20 protein-coding genes are annotated in these 16938 nt (G+C 66.9%); 12 read left to right on the top strand and 8 right to left on the bottom strand.

The window, feature by feature from the left end:
- Positions 1–7: 7 nt before the first annotated feature.
- Positions 8–580 carry a Uma2 family endonuclease gene (locus tag J0A91_RS13790; protein WP_069205396.1) on the top strand — a complete coding sequence of 191 codons (573 nt, stop codon included), beginning with the start codon at positions 8–10 and terminating at the stop codon, positions 578–580.
- A gap of 16 nt (positions 581–596) precedes the next feature.
- Here the strand turns inward: J0A91_RS13790 and ettA are convergent, their stop codons facing one another.
- Positions 597–2276 carry an energy-dependent translational throttle protein EttA gene (ettA, locus tag J0A91_RS13785; protein ID WP_069205395.1) on the bottom strand — a complete coding sequence of 560 codons (1680 nt, stop codon included), beginning with the start codon at positions 2274–2276 and terminating at the stop codon, positions 597–599.
- A gap of 122 nt (positions 2277–2398) precedes the next feature.
- Between ettA and J0A91_RS25060 the strand changes: the two genes are divergently transcribed.
- The 6 genes from J0A91_RS25060 to J0A91_RS13760 all read left to right on the top strand — a co-directional run bounded on the left by J0A91_RS25060 (position 2399) and on the right by J0A91_RS13760 (position 7445).
- Entirely contained in the window at positions 2399–2530 is a 132-nt protein-coding gene (locus tag J0A91_RS25060) for a hypothetical protein (RefSeq protein WP_276204572.1), read from the top strand.
- 311 nt (positions 2531–2841) lie between these two features.
- Complete coding sequence (locus J0A91_RS13780; RefSeq protein ID WP_069205394.1) at positions 2842–4245, top strand: M20/M25/M40 family metallo-hydrolase; 1404 nt, start codon at positions 2842–2844, stop codon at positions 4243–4245.
- Positions 4246–4402: 157 nt separating this feature from the next.
- Complete coding sequence (locus J0A91_RS13775; protein ID WP_069205393.1) at positions 4403–4672, top strand: hypothetical protein; 270 nt, start codon at positions 4403–4405, stop codon at positions 4670–4672.
- 103 nt (positions 4673–4775) lie between these two features.
- Positions 4776–5525 carry an HAD-IIB family hydrolase gene (locus tag J0A91_RS13770; protein WP_069205392.1) on the top strand — a complete coding sequence of 250 codons (750 nt, stop codon included), beginning with the start codon at positions 4776–4778 and terminating at the stop codon, positions 5523–5525.
- Between the two features lie 57 nt (positions 5526–5582).
- Complete coding sequence (locus tag J0A91_RS13765; protein ID WP_069205391.1) at positions 5583–6107, top strand: gamma carbonic anhydrase family protein; 525 nt, start codon at positions 5583–5585, stop codon at positions 6105–6107.
- A gap of 168 nt (positions 6108–6275) precedes the next feature.
- The gene (locus J0A91_RS13760; protein WP_150126916.1) at positions 6276–7445 is read left to right on the top strand and encodes a pyridoxal phosphate-dependent aminotransferase; all 1170 of its coding nucleotides are present in this window, start codon (positions 6276–6278) and stop codon (positions 7443–7445) included.
- Between the two features lie 40 nt (positions 7446–7485).
- Here the strand turns inward: J0A91_RS13760 and J0A91_RS13755 are convergent, their stop codons facing one another.
- The gene (locus J0A91_RS13755; RefSeq protein WP_276204614.1) at positions 7486–7908 is read right to left on the bottom strand and encodes a (deoxy)nucleoside triphosphate pyrophosphohydrolase; all 423 of its coding nucleotides are present in this window, start codon (positions 7906–7908) and stop codon (positions 7486–7488) included.
- Positions 7909–7983: 75 nt separating this feature from the next.
- Here J0A91_RS13755 and J0A91_RS13750 point away from each other — a divergent pair, with 75 nt between their 5' ends.
- Entirely contained in the window at positions 7984–8169 is a 186-nt protein-coding gene (locus J0A91_RS13750; protein WP_069205388.1) for a Flp family type IVb pilin, read from the top strand.
- 132 nt (positions 8170–8301) lie between these two features.
- Positions 8302–8469 carry a Flp family type IVb pilin gene (locus J0A91_RS13745; RefSeq protein WP_069205387.1) on the top strand — a complete coding sequence of 56 codons (168 nt, stop codon included), beginning with the start codon at positions 8302–8304 and terminating at the stop codon, positions 8467–8469.
- Positions 8470–8559: 90 nt separating this feature from the next.
- Here the strand turns inward: J0A91_RS13745 and J0A91_RS13740 are convergent, their stop codons facing one another.
- From J0A91_RS13740 to J0A91_RS13725, 4 genes are all read right to left on the bottom strand, one after another.
- Positions 8560–9507, bottom strand: a complete 948-nt coding sequence (locus tag J0A91_RS13740) for an acetyl-CoA carboxylase carboxyltransferase subunit alpha (RefSeq protein WP_069205386.1) — start codon at positions 9505–9507, stop codon at positions 8560–8562.
- A 186-nt stretch (positions 9508–9693) separates the two neighbouring features.
- On the bottom strand, positions 9694–10638 hold the full coding sequence (locus tag J0A91_RS13735; RefSeq protein WP_069205385.1) for a tyrosine-type recombinase/integrase: 945 nt from the start codon (positions 10636–10638) through the stop codon (positions 9694–9696).
- A complete protein-coding gene (locus tag J0A91_RS13730) occupies positions 10635–12401 on the bottom strand; it encodes a hypothetical protein (RefSeq protein ID WP_338056871.1) in 1767 nt (588 codons plus the stop codon). Before J0A91_RS13730 ends, J0A91_RS13735 begins: the two co-directional genes overlap by 4 nt.
- A gap of 52 nt (positions 12402–12453) precedes the next feature.
- The gene (locus J0A91_RS13725; protein WP_169833143.1) at positions 12454–12591 is read right to left on the bottom strand and encodes a hypothetical protein; all 138 of its coding nucleotides are present in this window, start codon (positions 12589–12591) and stop codon (positions 12454–12456) included.
- An 84-nt stretch (positions 12592–12675) separates the two neighbouring features.
- On the opposite strand from J0A91_RS13725, the gene J0A91_RS13720 reads away from it, so the two are divergent.
- From J0A91_RS13720 to J0A91_RS13710, 3 genes are all read left to right on the top strand, one after another.
- Positions 12676–13215, top strand: coding sequence for a shikimate kinase (locus J0A91_RS13720; protein WP_069205383.1), 540 nt, complete (start codon positions 12676–12678; stop codon positions 13213–13215).
- Positions 13212–14312: a 3-dehydroquinate synthase gene (gene aroB, locus J0A91_RS13715; protein ID WP_069205382.1), complete on the top strand. Its 1101-nt coding sequence runs from the start codon at positions 13212–13214 to the stop codon at positions 14310–14312. The genes J0A91_RS13720 and aroB overlap by 4 nt, the downstream gene beginning before the upstream one ends.
- 128 nt (positions 14313–14440) lie before the next feature.
- The gene (locus J0A91_RS13710) at positions 14441–15583 is read left to right on the top strand and encodes a patatin-like phospholipase family protein (protein WP_169833142.1); all 1143 of its coding nucleotides are present in this window, start codon (positions 14441–14443) and stop codon (positions 15581–15583) included.
- 6 nt (positions 15584–15589) lie between these two features.
- On the opposite strand, the gene J0A91_RS13705 is transcribed toward J0A91_RS13710, so the two are convergent.
- On the bottom strand, positions 15590–16471 hold the full coding sequence (locus tag J0A91_RS13705) for an HpcH/HpaI aldolase/citrate lyase family protein (protein WP_069205381.1): 882 nt from the start codon (positions 16469–16471) through the stop codon (positions 15590–15592).
- A complete protein-coding gene (locus tag J0A91_RS13700) occupies positions 16468–16920 on the bottom strand; it encodes a MaoC family dehydratase (protein WP_069205380.1) in 453 nt (150 codons plus the stop codon). The genes J0A91_RS13705 and J0A91_RS13700 overlap by 4 nt, the downstream gene beginning before the upstream one ends.
- Positions 16921–16938 lie beyond the last annotated feature (18 nt).

Below are 16938 nucleotides of genomic sequence, written 5' to 3'. Positions count from 1 at the left end.
TGCGTCGATGAGCGAAATCGTGCCTCTCACGATCGAACCCCTGCCCGTCAAGCTGCGGGTCGAGGACTATCTCACGCTCGACGAACTCGGCGCTTTCGACGCTTACGGCAAGACCGAGCTGATCGAGGGGGAAATCGTCTATATCAACGCGCAGCACCGGCCACATGCGCGGATCAAGTCGCGGCTGTATCGCCTGATCGCGGATGCGTTGGATGAGATCGGTAGCGATCTGGAGGCGCTGGTCGAAGGCTCGATCGCGATGCCGCCGCACAATGTGCCCGAACCCGACATCTCGCTGACCGCGGAACCCGAGGGCAAAGGGCTGATCCCGCTTGCCTCGCTCGCGCTCGTGATCGAAGTGGCGGACGCCACCGTGAAGAACGATCTCGGTCGCAAGCTGCGCATCTATGCGCGCGAAGGCGTGTCCGAATATTGGGTCGTCGATGTCAGCAAAGCCCGCATCCATCAGATGTGGACACCCGCCGGCGACAGCTACGCGGAATGCCGGGAGATCGCCTTTGGCGCGCGCATCGTTGCCGCGACGATCGAGGGGCTGGCGGTCGAGACGAACACGCTCTGACCGCCAGCCCGCGCGGTCAGCGGGTCAGCTTCTTGTACGCCAGACGAGTCGGGCGATCGGCGGCGTCGCCCAGACGGCGGCGCTTGTCTTCCTCGTAGCTTTCGAAATTGCCTTCGAACCATTCGACGTGGCTGTTGCCCTCGAACGCGAGGATGTGCGTGGCGAGGCGATCGAGGAAGAAGCGATCGTGGCTGATGACCACGGCGCAGCCCGCGAAGCTTTCCAGCGCCTCTTCGAGCGCGCGCAGCGTCTCGACGTCGAGATCGTTGGTCGGTTCGTCGAGCAGGAGGACGTTGCCACCCTCCTTGAGCATCTTCGCCATGTGGACTCGGTTGCGCTCACCGCCCGAGAGCTGGCCGACCTTCTTCTGCTGGTCCTGCCCCTTGAAGTTGAACGCACCGACATAGGCGCGCGTGCCGAGTTCCTGCTTGCCGAAGCGGAACACGTCCAGACCGTCCGAGATTTCCTCCCAGACGTTCTTGTTGGGGTCGAGATCGTCGCGCGACTGATCGACATAGCCGAGCCGCACCGTCGAGCCGACGTCGAGCGTGCCTTCGTCGGGCTGCTCCTGCCCGGTGATGAGCTTGAACAGCGTCGACTTGCCTGCGCCGTTCGGCCCGATCACGCCGACGATGCCGCCGGGCGGCAGCGTGAATTCGAGATTTTCGAACAGCAATTTGTCGCCGTAGGACTTGGTCAAGCCCTTCGCCTCGATCACCTTGCCGCCAAGCCGCTCGGGGATCTGGATGAGGATCTGCGCCTTGCCGATCGAACGGTTCTCCTGCGCGGCCATCAGTTCGTCGAACGCGCGGATACGCGCCTTGGACTTGGTCTGGCGGGCCTTGGGGGTCTGGCGCATCCAGGCGAGCTCGTCGGCGATCGCCTTCTGCTTGCCCTGCTCCTCGCGTTCTTCCTGACCCAGCCGCTGCGACTTCTTTTCGAGATAACCCGAATAGTTGCTCTCATAGGTATAATAACGGCCGCGATCGAGTTCGAGCACCCAATTGACGACGTTATCTAGGAAATAGCGATCGTGGGTGACGAGGATGACGTTGCCGGTATAATCCTTGAGGTAATTCTCCAGCCACTGCACGCTTTCGGCGTCGAGATGGTTGGTCGGTTCGTCGAGCAGCAGGATGTCCGGCTTTTCGAGCAGCAGCTTGCAGAGCGCGACGCGGCGCTTTTCACCGCCCGACAGGTTGGTGACGGGGCTGTCGCCGGGCGGGCAGCGCAGCGCTTCCATCGCCTGTTCGAGCTGGCTGTCGAGGCTCCAGCCGTCGGCGGCGTCGATCTTGGCCTGGAGATCGCCCATCTCCTCCATCAGCGCGTCGAAATCGGTGTCCTCCTTGGGATCGCCCATCTCGGCCGAGATCGCATTGAAGCGCGCGAGCATCGCCGCGATCGGGCCGGCGCCGTCGCGCACGTTGCCGATCACGTCCTTGGTCGGGTCGAGCTGCGGCTCCTGCGGCAGATAGCCGACCTTGATACCCTCGGCAGCCCAGGCCTCGCCGGTGTAATCGGGATCGATCCCGCCCATGATCTTCATGAGTGTCGACTTGCCCGAGCCGTTGGGGCCGATGATCGCGATCTTCGCGTCGGGCAGGAACTGGAGGTGGATGTTGTTGAGGACGGGCTTGGGCGCGCCCGGGAAGGTCTTGGTCAGGCCCTTCATGACATAGGAATATTGGACGGCCATTCGGGGTCGTGCTCCGGGGCTGAAGATTGCGGGGATTTGGCTGGGTATTTAGGGATGTCGGGGTCGATTGGCAACGGACGCGCCCGGGGCTAGACTGGCGCGATGGAACGGCTCGAATTCCGGTGGACGGTGTGATTGAAAGCTGGCTCAGCGCGATCGACCGTGGCGACGAGGTCGTGTTCGTTCGCGACGGCGAAGCGGTTGCCGAGTTGAAGGCGATTCTGACGGATACTGCGGGATCGCTCGAACGCTAAGCACGAGAAGCGGTACAGTCGCTTCGAGTTTCTGCGGCGCGGCCGGTACGCGCCCCCCCCCCCGTCAGCCGGACTTGTTCCGGCATCCACCGCCGGGCAAACCTCAAGCCGTTGATTTCGCGCCGCCGTGGACCCGGGAACGAGTTCGGCGTGACGTTTGTGGTGATTTCGGCGCCAATTTTACTGGCGCCGTTCACATCACGATTGCCGAATGGCGCGGTCTTCCCTTACTCACGTCCGACCGCCAGCAGTTCGTGGCGGCGCGTTCGCTCGGGCTTTCGCCCATCCTGCCAGCCAATCCGGATTAGCCAATGAACCCCTTGCGTATCGCGCTGCTCTCCTGTGCCCTCACCTTCCCCGCTGCCGCGCTCGCTCAGCGCGTGATGCCGGCTGCGGTCGCGCCTGATGCGAAGGTGGCGGCGCTTCGCGATGCGGCGCTGAAGGACGATGTCGCGTGGGATATCGTGTCGGGCATCACCACCGAGGTCGGGCCGCGTCCCGACGGCTCTGCGCAGGAAGCGCGGGCGCGCGACTGGGCGGTGGCGAAACTCAAGAGTCTTGGCTTCAAGAACGTTCACGTCGAGCCATACGACCTCCAGAATGTCTGGGAGCGCGGCGCCGAGACCGCCGAAGTGGTCGCGCCCTACCCGCAGCCGCTGCGGCTCGCAGCGCTCGGCAATTCGGGCGCGACGCCGCCTGAGGGGCTGACCGCGCCGGTCGTCTATTTCGAAACCGTCAACGATCTGCTGCTCGCGCCCGATGGCAGTCTCGCCGGCAAGATCGCCTTTGTATCGAACGCGATGCAGCCGACTCAGGACGGATCGGGCTATGGCAGCAACGGCCTCGCCCGCTTCCTCGGCCCGACCGTCGCCGCCAAGAAGGGTGCGGCGGCGATCGTAATCCGTTCGATCGGGACCGATCATGGCCGGGGGCCGCACACCGGCGTCACCAATTTCGCGCCGGGCGTAGCACCGATTCCGGCCGCCGCGCTGTCGGTCGCCGATGCCGAAAATCTCGAGCGGATGGTCAAGCTCGGCAAGCCGGTGACGCTGCATCTCACGCTGACGCCCAGGTTCGTCGGCACGCGCGCCTCGGGCAACGTCGTTGCGGAGGTGCCGGGCACAGACCCCAAGGCTGGCATCATCACGATCGGCGGGCATCTCGATAGCTGGGAGCTCGGCACGGGCGCGATCGACGACGGTGCCGGTATCGCGATCACGGCGGCGGCCGCAAAGCGGCTGATGGAAGCGGGCAAGCACCGCCGCACGATTCGCGTTGTGTGGTTCGGCGATGAAGAGACCGGCGGGTTCGGCGGCCTCGCTTATGCCAAGGCCCATGCCAACGAGCGCCACGCGCTCGCCGCCGAATCGGATTCGGGAGCGGATCTGGTGTGGAAGTTCAGCACGAGCTTCGCGCCCGCCGCCAAGGCCGTCGAGGATCGGCTGGCGGTCGCGCTCGCGCCGATCGGCGTGGTGCGCGGGCGCGACGCGGTTCATGGCGGCACCGATGTCGAGCCGACGCTCGCGCTCGGCGTAGCGGGAATCGACCTCCACCAGTCGGCGCTCCGCTATTTCGACTGGCATCATACGCCCGAGGATACGCTCGACCGGATCGACCCGGAGCAGTTGCGCCAGAACGTCGCCGCATGGACCGCGATGCTCGCTGTCGTCGCGGACGCGCCGGAAGAGATTGCGCCGGCGCCCGCAGCGCAATAAAGCCAGCCCGCGCAAGACGTAATGCACCAAACCCGCGATGTTCCGATCGAGGGATATGAATGGGCGTTGGAACGTTACGGCTTCGCGTTGGTTACACTTCGCTTCGCGACGGCATCGGGCTGGCCGCGAAAATACAGACTGCTTTGGGAGCAACCGCATGAAGAAAATCGCCCTTGTTCTCGTCGCCGCCGGCCTGATGTCGCTCGCCGCCTGCAACAAGAACCCGGAAGCCGCCGCCATCGAGAACAACGCCGACATGGTCGCCGACAACATCGATTCGGCTGCCGACAACATGGACGCGATGGCTGACAACACTTCGAACGCCGCCGCTTCGGACGTGCTCTCGAACGCAGCCGACAACGCGCACGACACGGCCGACAACGTCCGTGCCGATGGCGACGCGAAGGCAGACAACGTTACCAAGTAACGGTCTTCCGAGGCTGCCATACGGCAGCTACGGTGATGAGGGCGCTCCGGGTTCGGGGCGCCCTTTTTACGGATAGGTTCTTTTCGCCACTGGGGGGTTCACGATGAAGACAATGATTGCCTTCGATCTCGACGGGACGCTCGCCGAGAGCAAGCAGCCGATTGGCGACGACATGTCCGTATTGCTCAAAAACCTGCTCGACGTGGCGCAGGTCGCGGTGATTTCGGGCGGCGACTGGCCGCAGTTCGAGAAGCAGGTCGTGGGCCGGATGCAGGCCGATGCGAAGCTCGAGCGGCTGTTCATCATGCCGACCACCGGCACCAAGCTGTTCCGGTTCCAGGACGGCGTTTGGAACACCATCTACAACGACGCCTTCTCGCCCGAAGAGCGTGACCAGGTGCTCGACGCGCTGAACAAGGCCTGGGATCAGGCCGGCTTCGGCGGCGAACAGACCTGGGGCGAGCGGATCGAGGATCGCGGCAGCCAGATCACGCTGTCGGCGCTCGGCCAGCAGGCACCGCTCGAGGCCAAGGAACATTGGGACCCCAAGCAGGAGAAGCGCCGCCAGTTGCAGGCGATCCTGCGCACGATGATACCAGACCATTCGATCAACATCGGCGGCGCGACCTCGGTCGACATCACCCGCAAGGGCATCGACAAGGCTTACGGGATGCGCCGGTTGTGCGAGCATGCCGGTATCGTGTTCGAAAACATCCTTTTCATGGGCGACGCGATTTACCCGGGCGGCAACGACGATCCGGTCCGCGCGGCTGGGATCGATTCGATCAAGGTGCGGGACGTCGCGGATACCTCAGTCGCGATCACGGCGGTGATCGCCTGTTTGAAGGCCTGACGCCGTAACCGTCGCCCCGGCGCAGGCTGGGGCGACGATGGTTCCGAAGGAACGCCGATGCCGCTTTACGCCTTCGAGGGGCAGCAGCCCGCGCTTGCCGATACCGCCTGGATCGCGCCGAGCGCTGAGCTGATCGGCGACGTGCAACTCGCGGAGCAGACGAGCGTGTGGTTCGGGGCGGTGATCCGTGCCGATAACACCACGATCGCGGTCGGCGCGCGCAGCAACGTGCAGGAAGGCGCGATGCTCCATTCCGACCCGGACGCACCGCTGACGGTGGGGGCGGATTGCACGATCGGGCATCATGCGATCCTGCACGGCTGCACGATCGAGGACGGCGTGCTGGTCGGCATGGGCGCGACGATCCTCAACCGCGCGGTGATTGGTGCTGGATCATTGGTGGGCGCGGGCGCGCTCGTCACCGAGGGCAAGAGCTTTCCGCCCGGCAGCCTGATCGTCGGCAGCCCTGCCCGCGCCGTGCGCGACTTGGGCGACGAGCAGATCGCCGGACTGCGTGCATCGGCGGCGGGCTATGTCGACAAGGCGCGGCGGTTCGCGACGGGGCTTGTGCGCTGCGGATGATTTCCTGACGGGATATTTGTTTTCCCGGCGTCTGGACAGCCTTACGTTCCTGTGGTGTGATCCGACTCACGGAACCGGAGCGTGCGTAGTGCGACTCCAAGGGGCCGCCGTCCGTTTGGTCGTCGCGGGAGACGCGGCCTGACGACGTGTGAAAACAGGGAGCGCATGATGACGACCGATTTACTCGACCGCGAAGCACGGGAAGACCTTCACGATCGCGGCTATTCGCGCCGCCAGATCGGCCGAATCGCGATGCTGCTCGGCGCGGGGGCGACCGCCAGTCAATTCCTCACCAACGGCGCTCAGGCGCAGCAATCCGCCAAGGCCGTGATCGGCGCGGTGCGGATCGGCTCGAACGAATGCTGGACCGGCCCCTTCCCCGAAGGTGTGCAGGCTGCATCGGCGATCGCGTCGCTCGGCAACCGCTACGAGCCGGATAACGAGCATGCCAAGCTCGCCGCCGCTGTCGCGCAGGTCGAGGGCGTTACGCCCGAGTGCATTCTGGCGTGGCCGGGATCGAGCGATCCGCTCAACCGCGCGGTCATCACCTTCTGCTCGCCGCAGAAGGGGCTGGTGACGGCGAACCCGACCTATGAACAGAGCTGGCGCACCGCGGCGTGGCTGAGCGTCAAGCCGACTCGCGTGCCGCTCACCGCCGATTACCGGCATGACGTGAAGGCGATGCTTGCCGCCGACCCCAATGCTGGCCTCTATTACATCTGCTCGCCCAACAACCCGACCGGCACGCTGACGCCGATCGCGGACATCGAGTGGCTGCTCGCCAACAAGCCGAAGGATTCGGTGGTGCTGGTCGATGAGGCCTATATCCACTTCGCCGGCACGCAGAGCGCCGCCAAGCTGGCCTGCACACGCAACGACGTGATCGTGATGCGGACCTTCTCCAAGCTGTTCGGCATGGCCGGCATGCGGCTCGGGCTGACGATCGCGCATCCCGATCTCTACAAGAAGATGATGCGCTACGACGGTGGCCAGGTGACGAACATGCTGCCGATGACCGCGGTCGCGTGCGGCACGGCCGTGCTGCCGCTCGCCGACAAGATCACCGCGCGCCGCAACGAAATGATCGCGGTGCGCGAAGAGACGTTCGCACACCTCAAGAAGCGCGGGCTGAAGTATATCCCGTCGCAGGCGAACATGTTCATGGTCGATTGGGGTGCCGGCAAAGACCCCAAGGCGATGCAGGCGGCGTTCGTCGCCGAAGGCGTTCAGATCGGCCGTTCGTGGGACGCCTATCCGACGATGAACCGCGTGACTGTCGGCTCGGCGGAGGACATGGCCAAGTTCCGCGCCGCGCTCGACAAGGTCATCAAGGCCTGAACCGATTCGGGCGCGACCGGCGACGGCCGCGCCCGACATTTTATTCCAGAGCGCGCGATTCGAACGCCGCCAGCGCATCGATGAAGGGCAGGTCGGCGGGCGGCATCGCCAAGTCGCGCAAGGCGGACGGGCGGCGCCAGTCGAGCGCGTCGGCGTCGATCGGTTGCGGTTCGCCCTGCCAGCGGTCACAACGGTAAAGCAATAGCAGCAGCGTTCGCTCGCCGACTGGCGCGGTGGCGAAGGCGAGCGGCGTGAGATCCTCCGTCGCTACGTTGACGCCGAGTTCCTCGGCGAGTTCGCGCACCAGCGCCGCCTCGGGCGCCTCGCCCGGCTCGACCTTGCCGCCGGGGAATTCCCATAGCCCCGCCATCGCCTTGCCCGCCGGACGACGCTGCACGAGGATTTGCCCTTGCGGATCGGTCAGCGCTGCCGCGACGACGAGCAGGACGGCCGTGTTGTCGATCACCCGCATCCCTTCGCCATTCGTTAAGACCGAGCTTCTAGCCAGAGCGCGAAATTCGCGCCGGGGGCAAGTCGCATGTTCGCCACGATCGTCAAAAACCTGCGGCGCGACCGGCGTGGGGCGACAGCCGTCGAATACGGCTTTATCCTCGCGCTCATCGTGGTCGTGGTCTTCACCGCAATCGCCGGTCTGGCGCGCGTCACGACGACCATGTGGAACGACGTCGCCAGCAAGGTCGAAGGCGCCACGTCGGGGCGGTGACGGAAATCCGATTTGGTTCCCAGACCACCTTAAACTTTTATCAAGACTGCCCGCGTACACACATCTCGCTGACCCGGTACTTCCGGTTCGGCCGGGTAACTGAAGCTACTGAATCACTGGAGACCGGACGTAATGCAGACCATCCGCAAGTTCATCAAGAACACCAAGGGCGCGACCGCCATCGAATACGGCCTCATCGCCGCTCTGATCGCCGTTGCTGCGATCGTCGCGATGAAGAGCGTTGGCACGACTTTGAACTCGACCTTTGCCAACGTCCAAAGCGCCATGAAAACTTCGTAAGCTCGAAACTTACGAAAAGGGCGGCGGAACCAACGTTCCGCCGCCCTTTTTCTATCGAATTCCCAATACTCCACAGCGCCCTTTGGCCGGTTAGAAGCGGCCCATCGCCAGGAACTTCTCCTGCCGCGCACGGCGCAGCGCAGCGGCATCCAGCCCGCCCAACTCGGCAAGCGATTCCGACAGAGCATTACCCAGCGCGCTGATCGCCGCCGCCGGATCACGATGCGCACCACCGAGGGGCTCGGGAACGATGGTATCGATCACACCCAGCCCTTTCAGATCCTGCGCGGTCACCTTCATCGCCTCTGCGGCATCGGCGGCGCGTTCGTTGGTGCGCCACAGGATCGCGGCGCAGCCCTCGGGCGAGATCACCGAATAGACCGCATTCTCGAACATCAGCACGTGGTTCGCCGCCGCGAGCGCGATCGCGCCGCCGGAACCGCCCTCGCCGACGATCGCGGCGATCATCGGTACGCCGAGCGCGAGGCATTGCTCGGTCGAGCGCGCGATCGCCTCGGCCTGGCCGCGCTCCTCGGCCTGAACGCCGGGGAACGCGCCCGAGGTATCGACCAGCGTCACCACCGGCAGGCCGAAGCGATCGGCCAATTGCATCAGCCGAATCGCCTTGCGGTAGCCCTCGGGTTTGCCCGAGCCGAAATTGTGGCGGATGCGAGTCGCGGTGTCGTGCCCCTTTTCGTGGCCGATCACCATCACGCGCTGGCCGCGAAACCGCGCGAAGCCGCCCAGAATCGCCTGATCGTCGCCGAAGGCGCGATCCCCGGCGAGCGGGATGAATTCGTCGAACAGTCCGGCCACATAATCGCGGAAATGCGGGCGCTCGCCGTGCCGCGCGACCAGCGTCTTCTGCCAGGGCGTGAGCTTGGTGTAGGTGTCGCGCAGCAGCTTGTCCGACTTGGCCTGGAGCCGGGCGACATCGGCGGAAATATCCACCGTACCGCCGTCAGCGGTTGTGCGCAGTTCGTCGATGCGAGCCTGAAGCTCGGCGATCGGCTTTTCGAAGTCGAGGAAGGTTGCCATCAGGCCGTGTCGGTTACGGCGTGAGGGCGAACTTGGCAATGGTTCGTAACGGGCATGTTGCGCGCGCGACCTACTCCCCTCCCTGAAAGGGAGGGGTCGGGGGTGGGTCGGCTGGTGGTTAGCGTAGCGCATCCTCGCAGACCAACCCACCCCCAGCCCCTCCCTTGTTCAAGGGAGGGGAGAGGTCTACATCCGCTTCGCGGTGACCCGCCTTTCATCCGTGCGGGCGCGTGCTTCGGCGAGCGGATGGCGTTCGTTGACGAGCGCGACGAGGCGGCTGGCATCGACATGCGTGTAGATTTCGGTCGTCGCGATGTCGGCGTGGCCGAGCATCGTCTGGAGCGCGCGCAAGTCGGCGCCGCCCGCCAGCAGGTGGGTGGCGAAGGCGTGGCGAAGCACGTGCGGGCTGATCCGGTCGGGCGGGATACCCGCTTCGGCGCCGAGCGCGCGGAGCAATTGGAACAGCCGAACGCGCGACAGGAAACTCTTACCCGAGGGAAATAGCCACGGCTGGTCGGCGGGAACGTGGGCGCGCCACGCGGCGACGGCGGCGCGGGCGCGATCCGAGATCGGCACCAAGCGCTCGCGCCCGCCCTTGCCGCGCAGGATGCAATAGGGCCGGTCGGGCGCGACCGCGTTCCGGGGCAACGAGACCAGTTCGGTCGCGCGCAAGCCCGAGCCGTAGAGCAGTTCCACCAGCGCCGCGAGGCGCAGGTCGCGGATGTCGAGCGGCTCGGTAGCAAGGCGTTCGGCGATCACGGTGAACAGCCGGTCGACATCGGCGAGGCTCAGCACCTTGGGGAGCGGCCGGCGCGTGCCGGGCCGGGGCAGCGCCGCGCCGGGATCGTCGGTACGGTGGCCTTCGTCGGCGAGGAAGGCGAAGAAACGTCGCAGCGCGGCGGATTTGCGCGCGACGGTGGCGTGCGAAAGGTCGTTCCACGTCGCCGACAGCCGAGTCAGATCGTCGGCGGTCGCGGCCACGAGCGCGCCTTTGAGGACTTCGGAGGCGAGCGCGAGATCGCTGCGGTAGGCGGCGAGCGTGTTCCTGGCCGCCCCCCGCTCCGCCGCCATCATCTCGAGGAAGCGCTCGATCAGCGCGCGGTCGGCGCCGGGCTGCGCCGGATCGGTCAAAGCCGGGCGATCGCCTCGGCGGCGATCATCCGCGCCTCGCCCTCAAGCCCGACCGCGCGGAGCGCCGCGATGATATGGTAGAGCGCTTCGGGAGACACGCCCGACCATGCTGGCGTCTGCATGCCGACCGCTGCGAGCAGCACAACCGTGCCGGGCTGGTTCGCCGTCGCGGCGCGCGCAAGCGCGCGGGTCCAGGCGTTCTCCTGCCCGATCCGCACGTCGAGCGCCTGCGCGCCCTGCTCGATATCGCCCGGCGATATCCGGCCAAGCCCGGCGAGGCCGGCGAAGAACATCTTGCGCTTGAGCGTCGCGTCGCCGGTGCCGGCGTAATTGCTCACCGCCGAATAGGCGTAGCGCCGCGCTTCGGGATCGGCGAGCGCGAGCATCGCCCAGGCATCGCTCGATGTCGCCACCGCGCCGCGCCATTTCTGGGCGGTCACATCATGTCCGGCGGCGAGCATCGATGCGACGAGACGGTCGGCATCGGCGCCCTGTGCGCGGACCGGCACGCGCGCCGCCGCGCCCGCGGTGAGCACCAGCCGGGCGTAGCGTGCGCTTGCGCTCTTGGGCGCATCCCACAGCGATTTGATCGCGGCGAGCCGGGTCGCGATATCGCCGCCGCTATAGGCGGTCTGGAGATCGCGCGCGATCGCGGCCTCGGGCAGCGAATCATCGCCTTCCTCCGCCACCGCGCCGTAGAGATCAACGAGCGCGGCGCTCGAGAACACGCCGCGCGCCGCCGCGATCTCGGCGGCGGGTGCCCGCACGTGCGCGGCGAGCAGCGGCGACTGCGCGCGCCACGCCATCACGTTGCGCGAGGCACCATCGAGCAGCGGCGTCGGGATTTCGGTCGCCGAGGCCATCGCGAGGCCATAGCGCCAAGCCGTGAGGCGATCGACGCCGTCCCATTCGATCGTCACCGCTTGCCGGCCGCGCGCGCCCGAGCCGGCGATCTTCTGCGCGAGCAGCAAATCGATTCCGGTCGCGACTCGGTTCTTGCCCGCCGCCGCGATCAGCGGCTGCGCCTTGCCGGGGAGACCGGCCAGCCCGGCGCACATCGCGCGCGCCAGCACCCACCCGCGTTCGAAGCCGAGCGCATAGCCGCCCTCGGCGAGCGGGCACAATTCCGCGGGATCGCCATTGGCGAGCGCGGACTGCATCGCGATTTCGTAGAGCTTGGGCGTGTAATCCTGATTGTCGACGCTCTGCACCACGGCGCGACCGGCGACCGATTCGCCCATCCGCAGCAGCAGCCAGGCACGTTCGGCGGCGAAGTCCGCGCCGTTGATGCCCGGAGGCGTATCGACATGCGACACCAGCGCGCGCCGCAACGCGATCGACAGCCAGCGCGAGGCGATCGGCAGGTTCAGCCCGCGCATCAGCGCTTCGACATAGCGGCCGGGCGCGGTGCCGAACGCGGTCGCGGGCAAGCCGCCGGCGGCGAGATCGATCGGGCCGACCCGGCCGATCCAGCGGCGCGCATAGGACGGCATGTCGTAGCGCACCGGATTCGCGATCACGCCGGGCGTCGGTGTGCCGGTCGGCATTGGCGTCGGTGCCGCAGAGGCGAGCGGCTCCGGCGGCGGCGCGCCATTGCTATCCGGCAGCTGCGGGGCGAGCGGACTCGGCGGCGTGCGGATCACCGCGCTGACGGGTGCCGCGGCGCGAGGAGTCGCGCGCGGCGACGGCGCCGGCGCGGGCTCGCCGAAACCGGGCGGCAGGATCGATTGCGGCGAACTCTGGCCGAGCGCGGGTATCCCCACGCCCAGCGCGATTACCCCCGCAAGTGCCCCGACGAAAACGGGGAGCGCAAGATCAGCCCTGGAGATTCGCAAGCGTGACAACTTTCTCGACATGGGTCAGGGGCTTTTCGTGCGCGCGGCCACTCAACACAAACATTCCGCCGACAACCACGACGACCACGACCAGAAGCACAACCAGCGAGCGGGACATTGGCAAACCTTGTAACAAATGGGCGGAACCGGCCCGGCAGGCCCTTTTGCCCGAGCGGCAGGTGCGCTGTATAGCCCGTTTCCCATGTTGCAAAGCCCCGCCCCAAACCCTGTCTGGCACGGCCAGCCGATCGTCCTCGTCGGACTGATGGGCGCGGGCAAGTCGACCGTCGGCCGCCGCCTCGCGCAGCGGCTGCATCTGCCCTTCGTCGATGCCGATACCGAAATCGAAACCGCGGCGGGGATGACCGTCTCCGACATCTTCGCGCGGTTCGGCGAGGCGCACTTCCGCGACGGCGAACGGCGCGTGATCGCGCGACTCATCACCGGCGAGCCGCGCGTGATCGCGACCGGCGGCGGTGCGTTCATCCAGGACGAGACGCGCGCGCTGATCCTCGACAACGCGCTGTCGGTGTGGCTCGACGCCAGCCCCGAGGTGCTTGTCGCGCGAGTCGCACGGCGCGACACGCGGCCGCTGCTGCGCGAAGGCGATCCACGCGCGATTCTCGAAGCGCTGGCGCGGGTGCGCAATCCGATCTACGCGCAGGCGCATCTCCGTATCGTCAGCCAGCAAGCGCCACACGATGCCACCGTCAACGCCATCCTCAAGGCCATCGGATTATGACGACCGTCCGCGTCGGACTCGGCGAACGCAGCTATGATGTGGTGATCGAGGCCGGGCTGCTCGCCCGCGCCGCCGATCGCCTCCTGCCGCTCGCGCGCGGACGGGTGATGCCGATCGTCACCGACGAGAACGTGCTGCCGCATCTCGAAACCTTGCGCGCGGCGTTGGGAGCGGCTGGCGTCGCCAGCGAGGCGATCGTGCTGCCGCCGGGCGAATCGACGAAGAGCTGGGCGATGCTGGAGCAGCTCAGCGACCGGCTGCTCGATCTCGGCGTGGAGCGTGGCGATCATGTCATCGCGCTCGGCGGCGGGGTGATCGGCGATCTGGTCGGCTTCGCGTGCAGCATCCTCAAGCGCGGCTGCGGGTTCGTGCAGGTGCCGACGACGTTGCTCGCGCAGGTCGATTCGTCGGTGGGGGGCAAGACCGCGATCAATACGCGCGCCGGCAAGAACCTGATCGGCGCGTTCCACCAGCCGGCGCTGGTGCTGATCGATCCGACCGTGCTGGAGACGCTGCCGCCGCGCCAGGTGCGCGCGGGCTATGCCGAAGTCGTGAAATACGGGCTGATCGACGATGCCGATTTCTTCGCCTGGTGCGAGGCGAATGGCGCTGCGCTGCTCGCCGGTGATCTGCCTCTGCGCGAACATGCCATCGCCTATTCGGTCGCGGCCAAGGCGCGAATCGTCGCCGAGGACGAGCGCGAGACGCGCGGGCGGCGGGCGTTGCTCAACCTCGGCCATACCTTCGGGCATGCGCTGGAGGCGGAAACGGGCTTTTCCGAGCGGCTGTTCCACGGCGAGGGCGTCGCGGCCGGGATGGCGCTGGCCTATGGCTTCTCGGCGGCGCAGGGTATCGCGCCGCACGCGGCCGCAGCGCGCGTGACCGAGCATCTGCGCGCAGTCGGGCTGCCCGATGGGCTTGCCACGGCGGGCGTATCGGCGAGCGGCAAGACCCTGGTCGGGCACATGCTCCACGACAAGAAGATGGACGCGGGCACCCTGCCCTTCCTGCTCGCGCGCGACATCGGCGAGAGCTATGTCGACAAAGCGGTCGATCTCGGCGCGGTCGAGGCGTTTCTCGACGCGCAGGGGCGGTGATGCCGGGAACGGGATCTGATCAAACCGATCGCCCGAAATACCCGTTCGCACTGAGCGAAGTCGAAGTGCGTGCCGCAAGCGCTGCGCTCCGGGCACGTGCTTCGACTTCGCTCAGCACGAACGGAGTGGTGGCGATTCGACGGTCATCTCGTGCTATCGCCGCCGCGCTGCTGCTGGCGACAAGCGGTTGCGTTACCATCCCGCGTGAGGATTTCACGCAGGCCGAACACGCCATCGCCTATCCGGTCGGCTTCCCGCACGTCCGCTACGCGATCAACGATCCGGCGGTGCGCGCGATGTTCCGGCCCGATGCCGCGGGCAACCCGCCGACGATGCTGGCTTTGTCCGGCGGCGGCGCGAACGGGGCGTTCGGCGCGGGCGTGCTGTACGGCTGGACCGAGGCGCACACCCGCCCCGAATTCAGCGTCGTGACGGGGGTGAGCACGGGCGCGCTGATCGCGCCGTTCGCCTTCCTCGGGCCGAAATGGGATGCCGAGCTGAAGAAGGGCTTCACCGACGGCACCGCGTCGCACCTGCTGCCGTTTCCATTCGTGCAGCCGCTGTTCCGCGACAGCATCTACACCGGCAAGCGGCTTCGCGGGCTGGTCGACAGCTTCGTCACGCCGACACTTATGGCGGCGGTCGCGCGCGAGCAGGCACGCGGGCGCCGGCTGCTGGTCGCCACCACAGATCTCGATAGCCAGGATCTCGTGGTGTGGGACATGGGCGCGATCGCCGCGCGCGGCGGCCCGGCGGCGCGCGACCTGTTCGCGACCGTGCTCACCGCCTCCGCCGCGATCCCCGGCGTGTTCCCGCCGGTGATGATCGAGGCGCAGATGGGCAACCACACGGCGCACGAACTGCATGTCGATGGCAGCACGATCGGCGCGTTCTTCGCGTTGCCCGACACCGCGCTGATCGCGCCGGTCGGGCGCGGATCGGGCGGAAGCATCTACGTGCTCGTCAACGGCAAGGCCGACGACGAATTCGCGGTAACCAAGCGCTCGTTGATGTCCCTGCTGTCCCGCAGCTTCGACACCGCGAGCAAGGCGACACAGCGCACCTCGCTCGCGACGGTGGCGGCGTTCGGCCAGCAGAACCATGTCGCGACGTGGGTTGCGGCGGTGCCACCCGACGAGACATCCTCCTCGCTCGACTTCCGCCAGCCGGCGATGCAGGCATTGTTCGAGCTTGGCCGGGCGCGGATGGTCGCCGGCACGGCGTGGACGGATCTGCCGACGTCGCTGAAGACTCCCGTAAAGGCGCCCTGAGCCGGTTCAGCCGCGCGCCATCGCCAGCGTGCGCCGTGCCGCCTTGAGATGGGGCAGATCGTACATCTTGCCGTCGATCCCGATCGTGCCGACCGCCGGCGCGGCCTCGAACGCGGCGACGACACGGCGCGCGAAGGCGATGTCTTCCTCGCTCGGCGAGAAGGCGGCGTTGATGCCACCGACCTGCGCGGGGTGAATCGCGAGCCGCCCCGAGAACCCTTCCGCGCGCGCGGCGCGGCTGGCGGCACGTAGCCCTTCGTCGTCGCGGAAATCGACGTATAAGGTATCGATCGCAGGCACGCCGGCGGCGTGGGCGGCGAGCAAGGTCAGCGAGCGCACCATCTGATAGGTGAATGCCCACGCGCCGTCCGCGCCGAGATTGGTGCTGGCGCCGATCGCCGCCGAGAGATCCTCCGCGCCCCAGGTGAGACCCGCGAGTCGCGTCAGCCCGGCGGTGGCGAAATCACCCAGCCGGAACGGTGCGATCGGCGTTTCGGTCGCGACCGGCAGGATGCGGATGACGCCGGGGGCGAGGCCGTGCTCGGCTTCCAGCGTGTCGAGGTGCGCGGAGAGGGTGCGGACATCGTCGGGGCCATCGATCTTGGGCTGCATGATGCCGTCGGGATCGCCGGCCACGATCGCGGCGAGATCCTGAGATGTCAGGCCGGAGTCGAACGGATTGACGCGCACCCACAATTGCACGGTGCGCCCGTCGCGGGGTCGCGCCTTCAGGAACGCGGCGACCAGATCGCGCGCCGCGCCCTTGTTGGCGGGTGCGACCGAATCCTCGAGGTCGAGGATCACCGCATCGGCGCCGCAACCATCCACCTTGGCGAGCTTCTTCTCGCTGTCGCCGGGGACGAACAGGAACGAGCGCAGCGGCCTCATGCCGGCTTCTTTCGTTGCAGGCCCGAACGGCGGCACGTCGCGACCAGTTCGTCGCGCTGGTTGTAGGCGCGGTGGAGGAAGGTGACGATGCCGGCGTCCGGGCGCGACTTCGAGTCGCGCAGCTCGGCCACTTCGGTTTCGATGTGCAGCGTGTCGCCGATAAACACCGGCGCCGGGAAGCGCACCTCGTCCCAGCCGAGATTGGCGATCGCCGTGCCGAGCGTGGTGTCGCCCACCGACACGCCGACCATCAGGCCGAGCGTGAAGGTCGAGTTGACGAGGATGCGGCCGTAATCGCTGTCCTTCATATATTCGGCATCAAGGTGCAGTTGCGCCGGATTGTGTGTCAGCGTCGAGAACAGCAGATTGTCGGTCTCCGTCACCGTCCGCCGAATCGCATGACGGAACACCTGGCCGATGCTCAGTTCGTCGAACCACAGACCGGCCATTAGCGCTTCCCCGTTCTG

This window comes from Sphingomonas panacis (assembly GCF_001717955.1).
GTDB lineage: Bacteria > Pseudomonadota > Alphaproteobacteria > Sphingomonadales > Sphingomonadaceae > Sphingomonas > Sphingomonas panacis.
The sequence above is the reverse complement of the archived record's forward strand: the minus strand, read 5'-3'. Positions and strand labels throughout refer to the sequence as shown.